Annotated in this window: 18 protein-coding genes and 1 pseudogene; 7 read left to right on the forward strand and 12 right to left on the reverse strand. The window is 65.3% G+C overall.

What is annotated here, in order from left to right:
- The 3 genes and pseudogenes from FNV92_RS07740 to FNV92_RS07750 form a co-directional block, all read right to left on the reverse strand.
- Positions 1-1571 (reverse strand): annotated as a pseudogene (locus tag FNV92_RS07740) (AMP-binding protein).
- Positions 1572-1604: 33 nt separating this feature from the next.
- On the reverse strand, positions 1605-2240 hold the full coding sequence (upp, locus tag FNV92_RS07745; protein ID WP_143841467.1) for a uracil phosphoribosyltransferase: 636 nt from the start codon (positions 2238-2240) through the stop codon (positions 1605-1607).
- A gap of 71 nt (positions 2241-2311) precedes the next feature.
- On the reverse strand, positions 2312-3052 hold the full coding sequence (locus tag FNV92_RS07750; protein ID WP_143841466.1) for a crotonase/enoyl-CoA hydratase family protein: 741 nt from the start codon (positions 3050-3052) through the stop codon (positions 2312-2314).
- Between the two features lie 85 nt (positions 3053-3137).
- Here FNV92_RS07750 and FNV92_RS07755 point away from each other — a divergent pair, with 85 nt between their 5' ends.
- On the forward strand, positions 3138-3722 hold the full coding sequence (locus FNV92_RS07755; protein ID WP_143841465.1) for a TetR/AcrR family transcriptional regulator: 585 nt from the start codon (positions 3138-3140) through the stop codon (positions 3720-3722).
- Here the strand turns inward: FNV92_RS07755 and FNV92_RS07760 are convergent.
- The 8 genes from FNV92_RS07760 to FNV92_RS07795 form a co-directional block, all read right to left on the reverse strand.
- A complete protein-coding gene (locus FNV92_RS07760; RefSeq protein ID WP_015684076.1) occupies positions 3719-3847 on the reverse strand; it encodes a hypothetical protein in 129 nt (42 codons plus the stop codon). The two genes, FNV92_RS07755 and FNV92_RS07760, sit on opposite strands and share 4 nt — an antisense overlap.
- 84 nt (positions 3848-3931) lie before the next feature.
- Positions 3932-4327, reverse strand: a complete 396-nt coding sequence (locus tag FNV92_RS07765; protein ID WP_143841464.1) for a hypothetical protein — start codon at positions 4325-4327, stop codon at positions 3932-3934.
- A 17-nt stretch (positions 4328-4344) separates the two neighbouring features.
- A complete protein-coding gene (locus FNV92_RS07770; protein WP_143841463.1) occupies positions 4345-4536 on the reverse strand; it encodes a hypothetical protein in 192 nt (63 codons plus the stop codon).
- 112 nt (positions 4537-4648) lie between these two features.
- On the reverse strand, positions 4649-5038 hold the full coding sequence (locus FNV92_RS07775) for a hypothetical protein (protein ID WP_168213310.1): 390 nt from the start codon (positions 5036-5038) through the stop codon (positions 4649-4651).
- 26 nt (positions 5039-5064) lie between these two features.
- Positions 5065-5982 (reverse strand): 4-hydroxy-tetrahydrodipicolinate synthase, encoded by a 918-nt coding sequence (dapA, locus tag FNV92_RS07780; RefSeq protein ID WP_143841461.1) that lies wholly within the window; start codon positions 5980-5982, stop codon positions 5065-5067.
- Positions 5983-6006: 24 nt separating this feature from the next.
- Positions 6007-6261, reverse strand: coding sequence for a hypothetical protein (locus FNV92_RS07785; RefSeq protein ID WP_015684081.1), 255 nt, complete (start codon positions 6259-6261; stop codon positions 6007-6009).
- A gap of 133 nt (positions 6262-6394) precedes the next feature.
- Positions 6395-6655 carry a hypothetical protein gene (locus FNV92_RS07790; RefSeq protein ID WP_015684082.1) on the reverse strand — a complete coding sequence of 87 codons (261 nt, stop codon included), beginning with the start codon at positions 6653-6655 and terminating at the stop codon, positions 6395-6397.
- A gap of 37 nt (positions 6656-6692) precedes the next feature.
- Positions 6693-7160, reverse strand: a complete 468-nt coding sequence (locus tag FNV92_RS07795) for a hypothetical protein (protein WP_168213309.1) — start codon at positions 7158-7160, stop codon at positions 6693-6695.
- A 611-nt stretch (positions 7161-7771) separates the two neighbouring features.
- On the opposite strand from FNV92_RS07795, the gene FNV92_RS07800 reads away from it, so the two are divergent.
- The 6 genes from FNV92_RS07800 to FNV92_RS07825 all read left to right on the forward strand — a co-directional run bounded on the left by FNV92_RS07800 (position 7772) and on the right by FNV92_RS07825 (position 15886).
- Complete coding sequence (locus FNV92_RS07800; protein WP_143841458.1) at positions 7772-7861, forward strand: K(+)-transporting ATPase subunit F; 90 nt, start codon at positions 7772-7774, stop codon at positions 7859-7861.
- Between the two features lie 111 nt (positions 7862-7972).
- Positions 7973-9676 carry a potassium-transporting ATPase subunit KdpA gene (gene kdpA, locus FNV92_RS07805; protein WP_143841457.1) on the forward strand — a complete coding sequence of 568 codons (1704 nt, stop codon included), beginning with the start codon at positions 7973-7975 and terminating at the stop codon, positions 9674-9676.
- A gap of 24 nt (positions 9677-9700) precedes the next feature.
- The gene (gene kdpB / locus FNV92_RS07810; protein ID WP_143841456.1) at positions 9701-11818 is read left to right on the forward strand and encodes a potassium-transporting ATPase subunit KdpB; all 2118 of its coding nucleotides are present in this window, start codon (positions 9701-9703) and stop codon (positions 11816-11818) included.
- A 12-nt stretch (positions 11819-11830) separates the two neighbouring features.
- Positions 11831-12436 carry a K(+)-transporting ATPase subunit C gene (locus FNV92_RS07815; protein WP_143841455.1) on the forward strand — a complete coding sequence of 202 codons (606 nt, stop codon included), beginning with the start codon at positions 11831-11833 and terminating at the stop codon, positions 12434-12436.
- Positions 12437-12476: 40 nt separating this feature from the next.
- The gene (locus FNV92_RS07820) at positions 12477-15200 is read left to right on the forward strand and encodes a sensor histidine kinase (protein ID WP_143841454.1); all 2724 of its coding nucleotides are present in this window, start codon (positions 12477-12479) and stop codon (positions 15198-15200) included.
- Entirely contained in the window at positions 15197-15886 is a 690-nt protein-coding gene (locus tag FNV92_RS07825) for a response regulator (protein WP_143841453.1), read from the forward strand. The genes FNV92_RS07820 and FNV92_RS07825 overlap by 4 nt, the downstream gene beginning before the upstream one ends.
- A gap of 117 nt (positions 15887-16003) precedes the next feature.
- Here FNV92_RS07825 and ku read toward each other — a convergent pair whose 3' ends face one another.
- On the reverse strand, positions 16004-16885 hold the full coding sequence (gene ku, locus FNV92_RS07830; protein ID WP_143841452.1) for a non-homologous end joining protein Ku: 882 nt from the start codon (positions 16883-16885) through the stop codon (positions 16004-16006).
- Positions 16886-16969 lie beyond the last annotated feature (84 nt).

Consider the following 16969-nt stretch of genomic DNA (forward strand, 5'->3'; position numbering starts at 1 on the left):
TCATTCGGCTGCGATGCGGTCCATGGCCATGGCGCGAAGCCGGGCGCGCTGGATCTTGACGCCGTTGGCGCTGTCGGTGACCGGGAAGGTGTCGACGACATAGATGCGCGCCGGCACCTTGTAGCCGGCAAGCCGCTCGCGCAGCCGCGCGGTCAGCGTCGCCTGCTCCAGCTGCCCTTGGTGCGCGATGACGAAGGCGACGCAACGCGCCTGGCCCTTCAGATCGACCGCGACGACCTGCGCGTCAGCGACGCCGCTGCAGGATTTGAGCTCGTCCTCGATCTCGCCCGGCGCAACCAGGAAGCCGCCGAGCCGCATCGCATCGCCCGCACGGGTCTCGTAGACGAAGGCGCCGTCGCCGCGTAGCCGGCCGATGTCCCCGGTGCGGAAGAAGCCGTCGGTGGTGATCGCCTCGCGCGTGGCTTCAAGGTTGTTGAAGTAGCCGAGAAAGCACGAGGGCGCGCTGATCTCGATCTCGCCGGAGACGCCGTGCGCGGCCAGCTCGCCGGTCTCCATGTCGCGCACGCGCACCTTCGCTTCGGACGACATCGGCCAGCCGCCGCCTTCGATGCGGTCGGCGAAAGCGTCACCGGGGCGGGCGATCGAGAACAGCGCCTGCACCTCGCTCGAACCGTAGAGGCCGTACAGCGGCATGCCGCGAGCCTCGGCCTCCGCGGCCAACTCGCGCCAGCCGGGCTGAAACGCGGCGTAGCCGCAGATTTCGAGATGCGGGAAGGGGCGCGGCGCATCGGTGAGCGAGAGGATGCTCGGAACATCTCGTCCGAGCCGAACGAGTGCGTGATCTTGTGCTTGCTGAGAATTTGGAGCGCCGGCGCAGCTTCGAACGCATCGAGCACATGCACGGTCGCGCCGGCTGCGATGAAGCCGAGCAGGCTGGTCATGCCGAACGTGCCGCAGAACGGCAGCATCGCCAGCAGCGAATGGCGCTGCGGATCGAGCTTGAGCGCTTTGGCGACGGAGGCGGCGTGCATGGCCAGCGTCTGCTGCGAGTGGGCGACGAGTTTTGGTCCCTTGGTCGTGCCTGACGTGGTGTAGAGCAGCACCGGCAGGTCGACGTCGTTCTGCGCAAGCGGAGCAGGCGGATAAGTCTCGAAGGCGTTGAAGCGGACGCACGGCCATTGCGCGGGGATCGCATCCGCGCCGACCACCGCGAGCCCTTGCAGCGCGGGCACCTCGTCCCTGGCGATATCGGCGAGAATGGCGGCAAAATCGATCGAGCGGAACGCGGCCTCGACCACCATCAGCCTGGCGCCGGAGACTTTGAGCAGATGCGCAACCTCCGCGCTGCGGTAGCGGGTGTTGACGGCGGCAATGACTGCGCCGAGGCGCGCGGCCGCGAACAGCAGCGCGATCCATTCGACCCGGTTGACCAGCCAGACCGCGACGGCGTCGCCCCGGCCGACGCCCTGGGCCGCAAGCCAGGCCGCCGTCTGCTCGACCTTGGCAGAGAACTCCGCGCGCGAGACGGGCGCGCCGTCGAAGACGAAGGCGGGATCGGCGGCGGTCTCGGTGGCGATCAGCGATTGCAGTGAAGATTCATTGGCGCTCATGCCAACCGGAGTAACCCGATCGCGCAAACCTGTCTACTTGGTGCCGAACATCCGGTCGCCGGCATCGCCCAGGCCCGGCACGATGTAGCCGTGGTCGTTGAGCCGCTCGTCGATCGCGGCGGTCCAGACCGGCACGTCGGGATGCTCGCTCTGGAACTGGGCGATGCCTTCGGGCGCAGCGAGCAGGCAGACGAAGCGGATGTCGCGGGCGCCGCGCGCCTTGAGCAGGGTGGCACCGGCGCAGGCCGAGTTGCCGGTCGCCAGCATCGGGTCCATCAGGATCACGGTGCGGTCGGACAGATCCTGCGGCGCCTTGAAGTAATATTCCACGGCCTGCAATGTGTCGGGGTCGCGATAGAGCCCGATATGGGCGATGCGCGCCGACGGCATCAACGCCAGCATGCCGTCGAGGAAGCCGACGCCGGCGCGCAGGATCGGCGCCAGCGTGAGCTTCTTGCCGGCGATCTTCGGGGCCTGCATCGGCGCGATCGGCGTCTCGATCCCGACCAGCTCCAGCGGCAGGTCGCGCGTCACCTCGTAGCCCAGCAGCATCCCGATCTCGTTCAGGATCTCGCGAAAGCTCTTGGTCGAGCGATCCTTCTCCCGCATCAGGGAAAGCTTGTGCTGGACCAGGGGATGGGCGACGACGTTGACGCTGCTGATGCTCATGAAACCGATCTACACGGTTCCGCGAAATTTCGCCAGATCGGCCGGATTTTTTCAGTGGGAGATCATCGGCCTCAAGCGGGCATCGCGACCGCCCTGCGGGCCCGGCTGCTCGCCTCGTAGGCAGCCATCGTCAGCTCCCGCTCGATCGCTGCGCGCATGGCATCGATGGCGGGCTGGCGCAGGCGCTTCTTTGCAGTGGTGTGTGACGGCTTGTGAATGGCGCGCAAGCCCGCGATGATTTCGCCGAGGCTGCCTTCGATCGCTTCCGGCGCGACCAGGTGGTCGAGAAAGCCGGCGGTCAGTGCCTGCTCGGGCTCGTACATCTCGCCCAGCGTCGCAGTACGGCTGAGCCAGGCCGGGTGCACGCGGCTGCGCGCGAGCTCGATGGCAAAGCTCGGCGGCGCGATGCCGATCGCGACCTCGTTCAGTCCCATGCGATGCGGACCGCGCGCCGCCAGCCTGACGTCGCAGGCGAGCAGCAGGAACGTTCCCATCGGATAGGCGTGTCCCTCCATCACGCCGATGGTCGGATGCGGAAACGACATCAACCGCAACGCCAGTTCAGCGCCGGCCCGCACCATGTCGAGGCTCTTGGCGGCATCGCCCGAGGCGAACACCTTCAGATCGAAGCCGGCGGAAAAGATGCCCGGCCGAGCCGAGCGGAGCACAATGATCTCGGCCTCGGTTTCGGCGCGGTCGAAGGCCGCGCCGATTGCGCCCAGCAGGGCCGTCGACATCACATTGACCTTGCCGTCGTCGAGCACGATCCGTGCGACGCCGTCCCTCAGCTCGTAAGTCACGCCATTGGACATCTTGCTCTCCCTTCCGTTGTCGTGACTTGACTGTCGGAGGCTGATGTAGACCAATCAATATAATTTTGGGCCAGAGGAGAACACCATGCCGGCCGTGCCGAAACACCGCCAGCCCATCATCAACGCTGCGGTGATGCTGTTCCGCCGCCAGGGATTTGCCCGCACCGGCCTGAACGACATCGTGGATGTCAGTGGCGCGCCCAAGGGCTCGCTCTACCATTACTTTCCGGACGGAAAGTCCTCGATCGCGGTGGCTGCGGTCGAAGAGGCCGGTCGCCGCGTCGCGGAAACCGTGGCCAAGCTCGCGGAGGATTGCAGCTCGGCTGGCGATCTGCTGCGCGCCCATGCGAGGCTGCTGGCGGGGTGGATGCAGGGCTCCGGCTTTCGTAACGGCTGCCCGATCACGACCGTGCTGCTGGAACTGGCGCCGCGCGAGCGCGCGGTGTCCGAGGCCGGCCGCAAGGCCTATGCGGCGCGAATATCGATCCTCCGTGAGAAGCTCATTGCTGATGGGTTTGCGCGCCCGCGGGCGGACTCGCTTGCCGTGCTCTGCACTTCCGCGCTGCAGGGAGCGCTGATCCAGGCCCGCGTCGAGCGCAGTCGCAGGCCGATCGAGGTCACGGCGACGGAACTGGCGCGGCTGATCGAGGCGGAAACCGAGAGGCGCTAAACCCCAAGCCCGCGTGCGAGGAGCGTGATCACGAGTGTCAGGATCGCGCCCCAGATCAGGCTCAGCGTCATGACCAGGATCGTCGTGGTGACAGCCTGCTCCAGATTCCCCTTGAGGAGCTGCATGCTATTTGTCCGAGGCCGCGGTGATGCGCATGCCGAGCAGCAATGCGGTCATCAATGCAACCAGGATGGCGATCTTGAGCTCGATCATGGCCGCCCTCTTGTGGTCATGCGTGCAAGGAGCCGCCTCGTTCCCTCTGCCAGCACGATCAGCGGATTGCCGCGGTTCTCGATGTCGAGCTCGAACGTCCCGGTTGGGAACACCAGGGCGCATCGCTCCGGCTTGCTCTGGCGGTTGGCGAAATCGATCGCAGAGCTCCTGAACAGGAACAGACCGCCGACGCGCCCATGGGCTTCGCGCGCCACCCAGAGACCGGAGCGGTTGCGCCCGATGAAAAAGGCGGGAATGGCAGCGCTCACGACATCGGGGTCGATCGGCCCGAGCGGCGTCCCAATCGGCGCCTGCTGGGCCTCAGGCCGGCGACGCCCTGCCTGCAGGGCGATCGCGGCCATGGCGGCGTCTTCACACATCTGCAAGGTCATGATGGTCTCCCATGCCCTCAGGCGTGGAGGTGCCAGACATAAATGGCGGTCTTCAGTGCGATCAGCGCGGTGAGCACGCTGCCCATCGAGAGCAGGGCCAGCGCTTGAAGCCCGACGCGCTTGAGCTGGGCCTTGCGCGCCGCCGAAAACCGCGCCGGGCGCTCGGCTGCGTCGAAAGGTCGGTCAAAGCCATGTGTCAGAATCGACATTTTGGAGGTCCTCGTCAGCGGCGCGGCAAGACAGCCGCTCCAATCTGCCACCCATGATGTCCATCGTTGCGTAGGATTGCGAGATGGGCGCCGCCGCGCCCTTATAGGAATATCATAATGATGCGGACCGTCGTGCCGGCAGGCCGCTGAAGAGATCAGGGCGCCGCATCGGCTGGGCCGGCCCGGGATCGGGATGCGTCATCCCGATCGCTGCGGCAAAGGCCAGCGTTAGCCGTGGTTCCCCGATCTGCTTGCAGAAGCAGTCGAGGATCGCATCCGCGTCTTGAAGCTGCCCGCTGATGGCCGCGCAGAGTTGCGAGCTGGTTCGCCGGAAGAAGTGGAGCGAGCCATCGGGGTCACGCTGGCCACTGGGGCGATCGAGCTCCGCCGCGAGCGCCGCTGCATTGAGCCTGTCGGACTCATCCAGCGTCACGGCAAAGCGCAGCAGCGCCAGCTGCCAGGCGCGAAGCAGCCTGTGAGATTCCTTGACCGATTGCAGCATGAAATACCCCGACACTCCGCGACGCGTCAGGCGCCGACACTGTCGATCAGCTCCTCGTCGGCGATCGCGGCGAAGGCCCGTACCACCTCCCTCTGCGCGGCTGCGTCCAACGGGACAATCGGCAGCCTCGTGACGTGCGAGATCAAGCCAAGCACGCTCAATGCGTATTTGAGCGCGGCCGGGCTTTCTTTGGCGAGGCACGCGATCAGCGGGATCAGGCGCTTGTGCAGGTAGCGTGCCGATTGCAGCCGACCCTGCCTGACCTGCGAGAAGATCGTACGGCACAGATCCGGAGCGATGTTGGCGACCTCGGAGATCGCCCCGTCGCCGCCGCTGGCGATGAAGCCGAACGCGGTGGTGTCGTCGCCGGATAGGAAGCGAAAGCCGGCCGGCAGGCGCCGACTCATACGCATCGGACGGGTTATGTCGCCGCTGCCGTCGCACAGGCCGACGAACTGGCGGGACTCGACGAGGCGCAGAAGCGTCTCGTCGGCGAGCGGGCGCAGCGTGCGGGAGGGAATGTCGTGCAGGATCACGGGCAAGTCGATCGAGCCGGCGATCGCCCGAAAATGCGCGAGCATCCCCTCCTGCATCGGCTTGTTGTACGCTGGCACCACCGCCATCACGGCGTCGGCGCCGGCTGCCTCTGCCCGCCGCGCGAGCTCGATGGCATGGCTGGTTGCGTTCGTGACCGCGCCGGCGATGACCCGCACACGGCCGCGAGCGACATCGACCGCGGTGCGGATGATCAGCTCCTGCTCGGCCGGCGAGAGCGTCGGCGCTTCGCCGGCCGTCTCGCAGACCACGAGCGCGGGAACGCCCGCCGCGACCTGTCGCTCGCAAAGGGCGGCAAACGCCTTGAGATCGATCGCGTCCGCCGCATCGAACGGGGTCGGCATGTCCGGGATGAAGCCGGTGAACCAGGCTGAGGGAGGAGTGAACATGGCTTTTCGTCTGTATGCGCCGGCTCAGGCGGCGCGACGTACGCTGTTGCTGCTGGGGCTCTTGCCCATGTCGAGCTCGATCTCGCGCGGCAGCTCGACGATGGTTTCAGGGTGCTGCCCGTTTTCGAACAGCGCATATTTGACGGCCTGGGCGCGGCTGACGAACAGGCCGCCATAGAGGCCATTCTGTTCCTGGGCGACCCATTGGCCCCTGTGGTTGCGGCCGATGAAGACGATGGTCGAGGGCGAGCTGCACGAGGGAGGTTCGACGAGTTTCACGGACGTATTCCTTCCGATTGACAGAGGTGGCGGGCGCATGTCCCGCAACCGTTCGATCAATATCGTTTCAAGCAGATATGATTTCGAGTGAGGCCGCGCGGCGATCTCATAAGCGCGTCATAAAGGCCGGCGATCAGGTCAGCTCGTCGACGACATGAACCAGTGCGAACAGCGCGCCGAACGCGGCGCATTCGTCCCAATGGTTGAGGACGGCGCCGAACGGCGCCTCGCGCCTGAGAAGGGCGACAGCCGCACACAGGATGATCGACATCCAGAGCAGCGCCTTGAGGCTGCGTCCGAAGCCGATGCTGCCGAACGCGGCAAAGGCAGAGAGAAGCACAATGCGGACGGCAAAGCGTGCGATCACCCGTGACGGGCTCAGGGCCGGCGACATGTCCGAAGATTGCGGCAAGGCACGAACCTGTCCGAAACTAGCGGAAATTCTCGCAGCCGACGGGCTCGTAGAACGAGTCCGGGGCAGGACGCACCGTGGGGACGCTCGGCCGCGACGCCTCCTCGGCCAAGGCCTGAACTTCGACGAAAGCGGACAGCAGAGCGAGCGCCAGGTCGGCGTGGCGGGCTTCGACCGCGGCGTCCAGCCAGTCCGGCAATTCGCGTTCGCGCGAGAGCGCGCAGTGCCACTCACCCTCGTCATAGGCGATGCGGCGGACCTGCCACATCGGCAGCTCGAGCTCGATCAGCGCCAGCGCGGCATCGGCCCACGCCTCGGCATCGACCAGGCGCATGACGCGCACGGTCCGTTCGCTCTGCCCGAGCGAAGGGAAGCGCCGGCAGGCGTTGTCGATGATGTCGAGTATCAACGGCCTGGTCATCGCCGGTGCGGCACGGAGCTGCTGGCTGAGAGAAGGCGGGGAAAGGCGTCGGAGAGCGGCGGTCATGTCAGACCTCCTGGATTTGGCGTCGGTCAGTCGGCCGGCCTCTCCAAGATGGCTGGGAGGGCATTTGAAAGCGAGATGGGGACGGGGCGGGAGATATAGGGATTTCATAAATGGGGCAGGGGAAGGGTGAAGGGCGCAGTCGCCTCATTCTCCGCTGTCATCCCCGCGAACGCGGGGACGCATAACCACAGGCTGTAGCTGCCGCCCAAATCAGGTCACTCCGAGTCCTCGCCAAACGTCTCCCCTTGGTTATGGATCCCGGATCTGCGCTTCGCGTGTCCGGGACGACAGCGGAGGTCGTTGCACCAGCGCCGTTCGATCACCCCAGCCCTTATGAGATTCCTATATCTTCGCCATAGCCCTCATCTCGAAAACCTATGTTCGTGGTGGCACTTGAGCACGGTGAAGTTCCGGCTGGGAGCCGCGAGACCTGCCTTGCGCTTGATCCATCGCAAGTTCTCCGCCGGGAACAGAGACATGGTTGCGTCCAAGACAGAGCGCAACGAGGAGTTCTTCCATGATGGACATTCTGATGCTGGCGCTGGGCTTCGGCTTCTTCGCGCTCGCGATCGGCTACACTTATGCCTGCGAACGGTTGTGAGGAGCGTGCCATGATCTTCGACTATTCGCTTGCCGGCGCCGTCTCGCTCGCTCTGCTGGTCTACCTCACCTACGCGCTGCTGCGGCCCGAGCGGTTCTGATCGTGCTGCTGATTCTCGAATTGCTGCTGGCGGACGCCGTGCTCGTCGCCTGCCTGCTGACGGTGCTCCTGCCGCTGCTGCGCCGGACACAAAGCCTGAAGGGTTAATGCCATGACTATGATCGGTTGGCTCCAGATCATTCTTTTCTGCGCGATCATCGTCGCGCTCACAAAGCCGCTCGGCTGGTACATGACGCGCGTCTTCAACGGCGAGCGGACGTTCCTCTCGCCGGTGCTGCGGCCTATCGAGGCCGGCATCTACTGGTTCTCCGGCGTCGACGAGAAGCGCGAGCAGCATTGGGTGACCTATACGGTCGCCATGCTGCTGTTTCACGTCGGCGGCTTCCTCATCATCTACGGTGTGATGCGTCTCCAGGCTGTGCTGCCCTTCAATCCGGCAGGCCAGGGAGCAGTCGCGGAGGACCTCTCCTTCAACACAGCGATCTCCTTCATCACCAACACCAACTGGCAGAACTACGGCGGCGAAAGCACGATCTCCTATCTCGTGCAGATGGTCGGCCTGACGCACCAGAATTTCCTGTCGGCGGCAACCGGTATTGCGCTCGCGGTGGCGCTGATCCGCGGCTTCTCGCGCGCCTCGATGCGCACGGTCGGAAATTTCTGGGTCGACGTCACCCGCACCACGCTTTACGTGCTGCTGCCGATCTGCGTCGTCTACGCGCTGTTCCTGATTTCACAGGGCATGCCTCAGACGCTTGGCGACTACGTCGAAGCCACGACGCTGGAAGGCGCCAAGCAGACCATCGCGGTCGGCCCGGTTGCCTCGCAGGTCGCGATCAAGATGCTGGGCACCAATGGCGGCGGCTTCTTCAACGCCAACGCCGCGCATCCCTTCGAGAACCCGACCGCGCTGTCGAACTTCGTGCAGATGCTGTCGATCTTCACGCTAGGCGCCGCGCTGACCAACGTGTTTGGCCGGATGGTCGGCAACCAGCGCCAGGGCTGGGCGATCCTCGCCGTGATGGGCGTGCTGTTCGTCGCCGGCGTCACCATCACATATTGGGCGGAAGCCAACGGCACCGCGACGATGCACGCGCTCGGCCTCACCGGCGGAAACATGGAGGGCAAGGAGGTCCGCTTCGGCATCGTCGCGTCCTCGCTGTTCGCCGTGATCACCACAGCCGCCTCGTGCGGCGCGGTCAACGCGATGCATGACAGTTTCACCGCGCTCGGCGGCATGATTCCGCTGATCAACATGCAGCTCGGCGAAATCATCATCGGCGGCGTCGGCGCCGGCCTCTACGGCATGCTGCTGTTCGTCGTGCTCGCGATCTTCGTCGCCGGCCTGATGGTCGGACGCACGCCGGAATATGTCGGCAAGAAGATCGAGGCGCGCGAGGTCAAGATGGCGATGCTCGCGATCCTGGTGCTGCCGCTGATGTATCTCGGCTGGACCGCGGTCGGCGTAGTCTATCCGGCGGCGGTGGCATCGATGGCGAATGCCGGGCCGCATGGCTTCACCGAGGTGCTCTACGCCTTTACTTCGGCGACCGGCAACAATGGCTCGGCCTTCGCGGGCCTCACCGGCAACACGCTCTTCTACAACCTCACGCTCGCCAGCGCGATGTTCGTCGGCCGCTTCTTCATGATCATCCCGGCGATGGCGATCGCTGGCTCGCTGGCGGCCAAGAAATCGATCCCTCCGTCGGCGGGCACGTTCCCGACCACCGGCGGGCTGTTCGTCGGCCTCGTCGTCGGCGTGATCCTGATCATCGGCGGTCTCACCTTCTTCCCGGCGCTCGCGCTCGGCCCCATCGTCGAGCACCTCGCGATGAACGCCGGCAACGTCTTCTGATCGAGCTCTTTCGGAGTTACGTCCATGGAATCTGTCCTCAAAACCAACAAGCGCACGGCGGTTTCGGCGATGCTGGATCCGAAGATCGTGGTCCCCGCGATCGGCGCGTCCTTCACCAAGCTCGATCCGCGGCTGATGATCAAGAACCCCGTGATGTTCGTGGTCGAGATCGTGGCGGCGCTCACCACCGTGATCTTCCTGCGCGACCTCGTCACAGGTGGTGAGAACCTCGGCTTTACCTTCCAGATCATCATCTGGCTGTGGTTTACCGTCCTGTTCGCCAATTTCGCCGAAGCGGTCGCCGAGGGCCGTGGCAAGGCGCAGGCGGAATCGCTACGCAAGACCCGCACCGAGAGCCAGGCCAAGCTGCTGACCGGTGCGGGCCAGCCCTTCAAGCTGGTGCCGGGCACAAGCCTGAAGGTCGGCGACATCGTGCTGGTCGAGGCCGGCGATACCATCCCCTCCGATGGCGAAGTGATCGAGGGCGTCGCCTCGGTCAACGAGGCCGCCATCACCGGCGAATCCGCTCCCGTCATTCGCGAGTCCGGCGGCGACCGTTCGGCCGTGACCGGCGGCACCCAGGTGCTGTCCGACTGGATCCGCGTTCGTATCACAGCGGCGCAGGGCTCGACCTTCATCGATCGCATGATCAAGCTGGTCGAGGGCGCCGAGCGTGCGAAGACGCCGAACGAGATCGCGCTCAACATCCTGCTGGCTGGCCTCACCATCATCTTCGTGTTCGCCACCGTCACGATTCCAAGCTATGCCGCCTATGCCGGCGGCTCGATCTCGGTGATCGTGCTGGTCGCGCTGTTCGTGACGCTGATCCCGACCACGATCGGTGCGCTGCTCTCTGCCATCGGCATCGCCGGCATGGATCGCCTGGTGCGCTTCAACGTGCTGGCGATGTCCGGCCGCGCGGTGGAAGCCGCCGGCGACGTCGATACACTGCTGCTGGACAAGACCGGCACCATCACCCTCGGCAACCGGCAAGCAACCGCGTTCCGTCCCGTGCGCGGTGTCACCGAGCAGGAGCTGGCGGATGCAGCCCAGCTTGCCTCGCTCGCCGACGAGACGCCGGAAGGGCGCTCCATCGTCGTGCTGGCGAAGGAGAAGTATGGCATCCGCGGCCGCGACATGGCCGAGCTTGGCGCCACCTTCATCCCGTTCACGGCGCAAACCCGCATGAGCGGCGTCGATGCCGGCGGCTCGTCGGTGCGCAAGGGTGCGGTCGATGCCATGCTCAGCTATATCGGTGGCGGTGCGACGCTGGCGGTTGCCTCCGGCAACACCGCCCGTGCCCTCCAGTCCACGGCGTTGTCCGACGTCGGCCGCGAGGTGCAGACCATCGCCGACGAGATCGCCAAGGCCGGCGGAACGCCACTTGCGGTCGCGAAGGACGGCAAGCTGCTCGGCGTCATCCAGCTCAAGGACATCGTCAAGGGCGGGATTCGCGAGCGCTTCGCCGAGCTGCGCCGCATGGGTATCCGCACCGTCATGATCACCGGCGACAACCCGATGACGGCGGCCGCGATCGCGGCGGAGGCCGGCGTGGATGATTTCCTGGCGCAGGCAACGCCCGAGGACAAGCTCAAGCTGATTCGCGACGAGCAGGCCAAGGGTAAGCTTGTGGCGATGTGCGGCGACGGCACCAACGACGCGCCGGCGCTCGCGCAGGCCGACGTGGGCGTCGCCATGAACACCGGCACCCAGGCCGCCCGCGAGGCCGGCAACATGGTCGACCTCGATTCCAACCCGACCAAGCTGATCGAGGTGGTCGAGATCGGCAAGCAGCTGCTGATGACGCGCGGCGCGCTGACGACCTTCTCGATCGCCAACGACGTCGCAAAGTACTTTGCGATCATCCCCGCAATGTTCCTGGCGTTCTACCCCCAGCTCAACGTGCTCAACGTCATGAACCTGTCGAGCCCGCAAAGCGCCATCCTGTCGGCGATCATCTTCAACGCGCTGATCATCATCGGGCTGATTCCGCTGGCGCTGAAGGGCGTCGCCTACCGTGCCGTCGGTGCCGGTGCATTGCTGCGCCGTAACCTGCTGATCTACGGCCTCGGCGGCATCGTCATTCCCTTCGTCGGCATCAAGGCGATCGACCTCGTCGTCGTCGCTCTGCACCTGGCCTAAAGGAAGCCTAACATGCTTAGAGAAATCCGTCCCGCCATCGTTCTGTTGCTGGTGCTCACCGCCATCACGGGACTGGCCTATCCACTTGCAATGACCGCCATCGCCGGCGCGATCTTCCCCGCACAGGCGAACGGAAGCCTGATCGAGAAAGACGGTAAGGTGATCGGCTCCGCCCTGATCGGTCAGGAGTTCAAGGACGACAAATATTTCCACGGCCGCCTCTCGGCGACGCTGGCGCCGGACCCGAATGATTCGACCAAGACGGTGTCGGCGCCCTACAACGCCGCCAATTCGGGTGGCTCCAACCTCGGTCCGACAAGCAAGGCGCTGGCCGACCGGCTGAAGGAGGACGTGGACAAGCTGAAGGCGGAGAACCCGAACGCCGCCGTCCCGGTCGACCTCGTCACGACCTCGGCCAGCGGCCTCGATCCGGATATCTCGCCCGCCGCCGCCCAATTCCAGGTGCCGCGCATCGCCAAGGCCCGGAATATGCCGGAAGATGCAGTGAAGCAGCTTGTGGCCTCCAACGTCCAGGGCCGTTTCCTCGGCTTGCTGGGCGAGCCCAGGGTTAACGTGTTGGCGCTGAATCTCGCGCTCGACCGTATCGCCGCGAAGTAGCGGTCTAGGCTCGCGACGTCCGGATGATTATATTCGCCTGATGGTCCAGGAGCGCCGCGATCCCGAACAACGTCCGTCTCCCGAGGCGCTGCTGGAAGCCGCGCGCCGGGAGGAGAGTGCGAGCGGCAAGCTGAAGATCTTCGTCGGCGCCGCCCCCGGTGTCGGCAAGACCTACGAGATGCTGCAAAGCGCCCATGCCAAGCGAAAGGCGGGCATCGATGTCGTGGTCGGCTTCGTCGAGACCCACGGCCGGGCCGAGACCGAGGCGCTGGTGCGCGGGCTGGAAGTGATCCCGCGCCAGAGGCTCGAGTACCGCGGCCAGATCGTCGAGGAGATGGACCTCGACGCCGTGATCGCGCGGCGGCCGAAAATTGCGCTGGTCGACGAACTCGCCCACACCAACGCGGCCGGCAGCCGCCATCCGAAGCGCTATCTCGACGTCGAGGAACTGCTCTCCCACGGCATCGACGTCTACACCGCCGTCAACATCCAGCACATCGAGAGCCTGAACGACGTCGTCGCCCAGATCACCCATGTGCGGGTGCGCGAAACCGTGCCGGATTCGGTGTTCGACCGTGCGGACGCGATCGAGCTGATCGACCTCACGCCGGACGATCTGATCCAGCGGTTGAAGGAGGGCAAGGTCTATGTGTCCCGGCAAGCCGAGCGGGCTTTGGAGCACTATTTCTCGCCGGGCAATCTCACTGCGCTGCGCGAGCTGGCGTTGCGGCGAACGGCCGAGCGGGTCGATGAGCAATTGCTCACCCACATGCAGGCGAACGCCATCGCCGGTCCCTGGGCCGCGGGCGAGCGCATCCTGGTCTGTGTCAGCGAGGATCCGCGCGCGGCAAGCCTCGTGCGTTACACCAAGCGGCTCGCCGACCGGTTGCATGCGCCGTTCACCGCGATCTCGATCGAGACGCGGCGCTCGCTTCAGCTTTCAGACGAGCAGCGTGACCGTCTCGCCGATACGCTGCGGCTCGCCGAAGCGCTCGGCGGCGAGGCGCTGACCATTCCCGCCGTCGGCCGCCGCATCGCCGACGACGTCATCAGTTTTGCGCAAGGCAACAACGTCACCCAGATCGTGATCGGGAAGTCGACGCGTTCGCGCTGGTTCGAACTGACGCGCGGTTCGGTCGTGCATGATCTCGTCCGCCGGGCCGGCAATATCAGCGTTCACGTCATCCCCGGCGACGAGCTCGCCGAGCAGTCGCCGTCGAAGCCGACCGTGCAGACCGCCGCGCGGTCGGAGCCGTTCGATGCGCTGCCCTATCTCAAGGCGCTCGGCATCACCGTGCTCGGCCTTGCGGCGGCGGTCGTCATCAAGCCGCGGTTCGGCGTCGAGAATGTCGATTTGGTTTTCCTGACCGCGGTGGTGACGGTCGCGGTGCGCTATGGGCTGTGGCCGTCGCTGCTTGCGAGCCTGGTGTCGTCGCTCGCCTATAATTTCTTCTTCCTGCCGCCGGTCTACACTTTCACCATCACCGATCCGACCAACGTCGCCGCGTTCTTCTTCTTCATGTTGATCGCGATGCTGGTGTCGAATCTTGCGGGGCGCGTGAGGATCCAGGCCGACACTGCGATCGGCCGCATCCGCACCACCGAGCAGCTCTATGCGTTCAGCCGCAAGCTTGCGGGCACCGCCACGCTCGACGACGTGTTGTGGGCGACCGCCTATCAGGCCGCGCTGATGTTGAAGGTTCGCGTGGTGCTGCTGTTGCCCGAGGACGGCCTGCTCACGGTCAAATCCGGCTATCCGCCGGAGGATGAGCTCGACCAGGCCGATCTGGCCGCCGCAAACTGGGCGTGGAGCAACGATCGTCCCGCGGGCCGGGGATCGGACACGTTGCCGGGGGCCAAACGGCTGTTCCTGCCGATGCGCACCGGGCGTGGCCCGATCGGCGTCATCGGCATTGACAACGACCGCACGGGTCCGCTGCTGACGCCGGACCAGCGTCGGCTGCTCGACGCGCTGGTCGACCAGGGCGCGCTGGCAATCGAGCGGGTGTTGCTGGTCGAGGACATGGACCGCGTCAAGCGCACCGTCGAATCCGAGCGGCTCCGTTCGGCGCTGCTGACGTCGATCTCGCATGACCTGAAGACGCCGCTTGCCTCCGTGTTGGGCGCCGCCTCGACCATGCGCGATCTCGCCGGCGCGCTGTCCGATACCGAGAAGCGCGATCTGCTCGCCACGGTCATCGACGAATCCGAGCGGCTCAACCGCTTCATTGCCAATCTGCTCGATATGACAAAGCTCGAATCCGGCGCCATCGTTCCCAACACGGCGCTGCATGATCTCAGCGAGATCGTCGGCAGCGCGCTCCGGCGGGCAGCCAAGATCCTCACCGCACACAGGGTCGAGCTGGTGCTGGCCGCCGACCTGCCGATGCTCCAGCTCGATGCCGTGCTGTTCGAGCAGGTGCTGTTCAATCTGCTCGACAATGCCGCGAAATATTCGCCAGTTGACACCACGATCGCGATCCGCAGCTGGCGTGAGCGGGACCATGTGGTGCTCCAGGTTGCCGACGAGGGCGGCGGCATTCCGCCTGACGAGCTCGAGAGCGTGTTCGACAAGTTCTATCGCGCGCAGAAGGGCGATCATGTTCGGCCCGGCACCGGGCTTGGGCTCGCCATCTCCCGCGGCTTCGTCGAGGCGATGCACGGCACGATCTCGGCTGCCAACCGCAGCGACCGCAGCGGCGCCGTTCTCACCATCCGTCTGCCGATCCCGGCACAGACCCGAGCATTGGATACTGCCGCATGAGCGCTGCCCCGATCAAGGTTCTGGTCATCGACGACGAGCCGCCGATCCGCAAGCTGCTGCGGATGGGGCTGACGACGCAGGGCTACGAGATCCTGGAGGCGCCGAGCGGGAAGGTCGCGCTGGAAAAGCTTGCTGAGGCCCCCGCGCTGATCATTCTCGATCTCGGCCTGCCCGACGTTCAGGGCCATGAGCTGCTGCGCACGATACGCGCGCGCAACGAAAGCGTACCGATCGTGGTGCTGTCGAGCCGCGGCGACGAGGCCGGCAAGGTGCAGGCGCTCGATCTCGGCGCCGACGATTATCTGACGAAGCCGTTCGGCATGGACGAGCTGCTGGCCCGCCTGCGCGCCGCGCTGCGGCACCAGCTTCAGGTGCAGGGCGAACGCCCGGTATTCCGCACCGGCGATCTCTCCGTCGATCTCGTCCGCCGCATCGTCAAGGTCGGCGAGCGCGACATCAAGCTGTCGCCGAAGGAATACGACCTGCTTCGTGTGCTGGTCCAGCACGCCGGCAAGGTGCTGACCCACCGCTTCCTGCTCAAGGAGCTCTGGGACGAGCTGACCGACGCGCAATATCTGCGCGTCTATGTCCGCCAGCTCCGCCAGAAGATCGAAGCCGATCCGGAACGGCCGCAATATGTGCTGACCGAAACGGGGATCGGGTATCGGCTGAAGGCAGGGGATTAGGCCCTGCTGTCATTCTGGGGCGCGCGTCAGCGCGAACCCGGAATCCATTTTTCCGACCGTCACGCTTGGCATGATGGATTCCGGGCTCGATGCTTCGCATCGCCCCGGAATGACGAGCTAGCTCGCCTTCCTCTGCCGCGCTGTCGAACGCTGCGTCTTCTTGGCCGCTCGCCGCCCGCCGGTGGTACGGCGCCCATGCGACTTCGCCGCGGTCTTCTTCCCGCTCCCCTTCAGGCTCTGCTTCAGCGCATCCATCAGGCTGACGACGTTGCTCGGCTTTTCTTCGCGCTCCGGCAGCTCGATGGCCTTGCCGCTGGCCTTGCGCTTCACCAGCGCCTTCAGCGCGGTCTCGTACTCGTCCTTGAATTTCCCGGGGTCGAAATGCGCGGCTTTGGTCTGCAGGATGTGACCGGCGAGCTCGACCATGTCCTTGGTGATCTTCGGCGTCTTGATGTCGTCGAAAAACTCGCCTTCGTCGCGCAGTTCATAGGGAAAGCGCAGCGTAGTGCCGAGCAGGCCCTTGCCGAGCGGCTCGATCGCGATGATGTGCTCACGGTTGGTGAGCACGATCTTGGCGAGCGCCACGCGGCCCTCGTCCTTCATGGCGTCACGGATCACGGCGAAAGCATCGATCGCAGCCTTGCCCTCGGGCGCGATATAGTAGGGGTGGTTGAGATAGCGCTGGTCGATCTCCTCGCTCGGCACGAAGCTTTCGATGTCGATGGTGTGGTTGCTCTCAATCTGCACCGCCTCGAGTTCTTCCGGCTCGATCTCGACATATTTACCCTTGCGTAGCTCGTAGCCGCGACCCTTCTGGTCGCTCTCGACGATATCGCCGGTCTCGGAATCCACCATCTGCTGCTTCAGCCGGTTGCCGGTCTCGCGGTTGATCATGTGAAACCGCGTCTTCTCGGCCGAGGTCGTGGCGGGGTAGAGCACGACGGGGCAACTGACGAGGGACAGCTTCAGCGTCCCTTTCCAATAGGCGCGGGGGGCCATTGCATTCTCCAGTGATTTCAAGGCTTTTCAGGAACTCCAACCGGGCTGTGGGGTTTTGGTTCCGGGCGGGACTTTCGCCGTGAT

This window comes from Bradyrhizobium cosmicum, from assembly GCF_007290395.2.
Classification (GTDB): Bacteria; Pseudomonadota; Alphaproteobacteria; order Rhizobiales; family Xanthobacteraceae; genus Bradyrhizobium; species Bradyrhizobium cosmicum.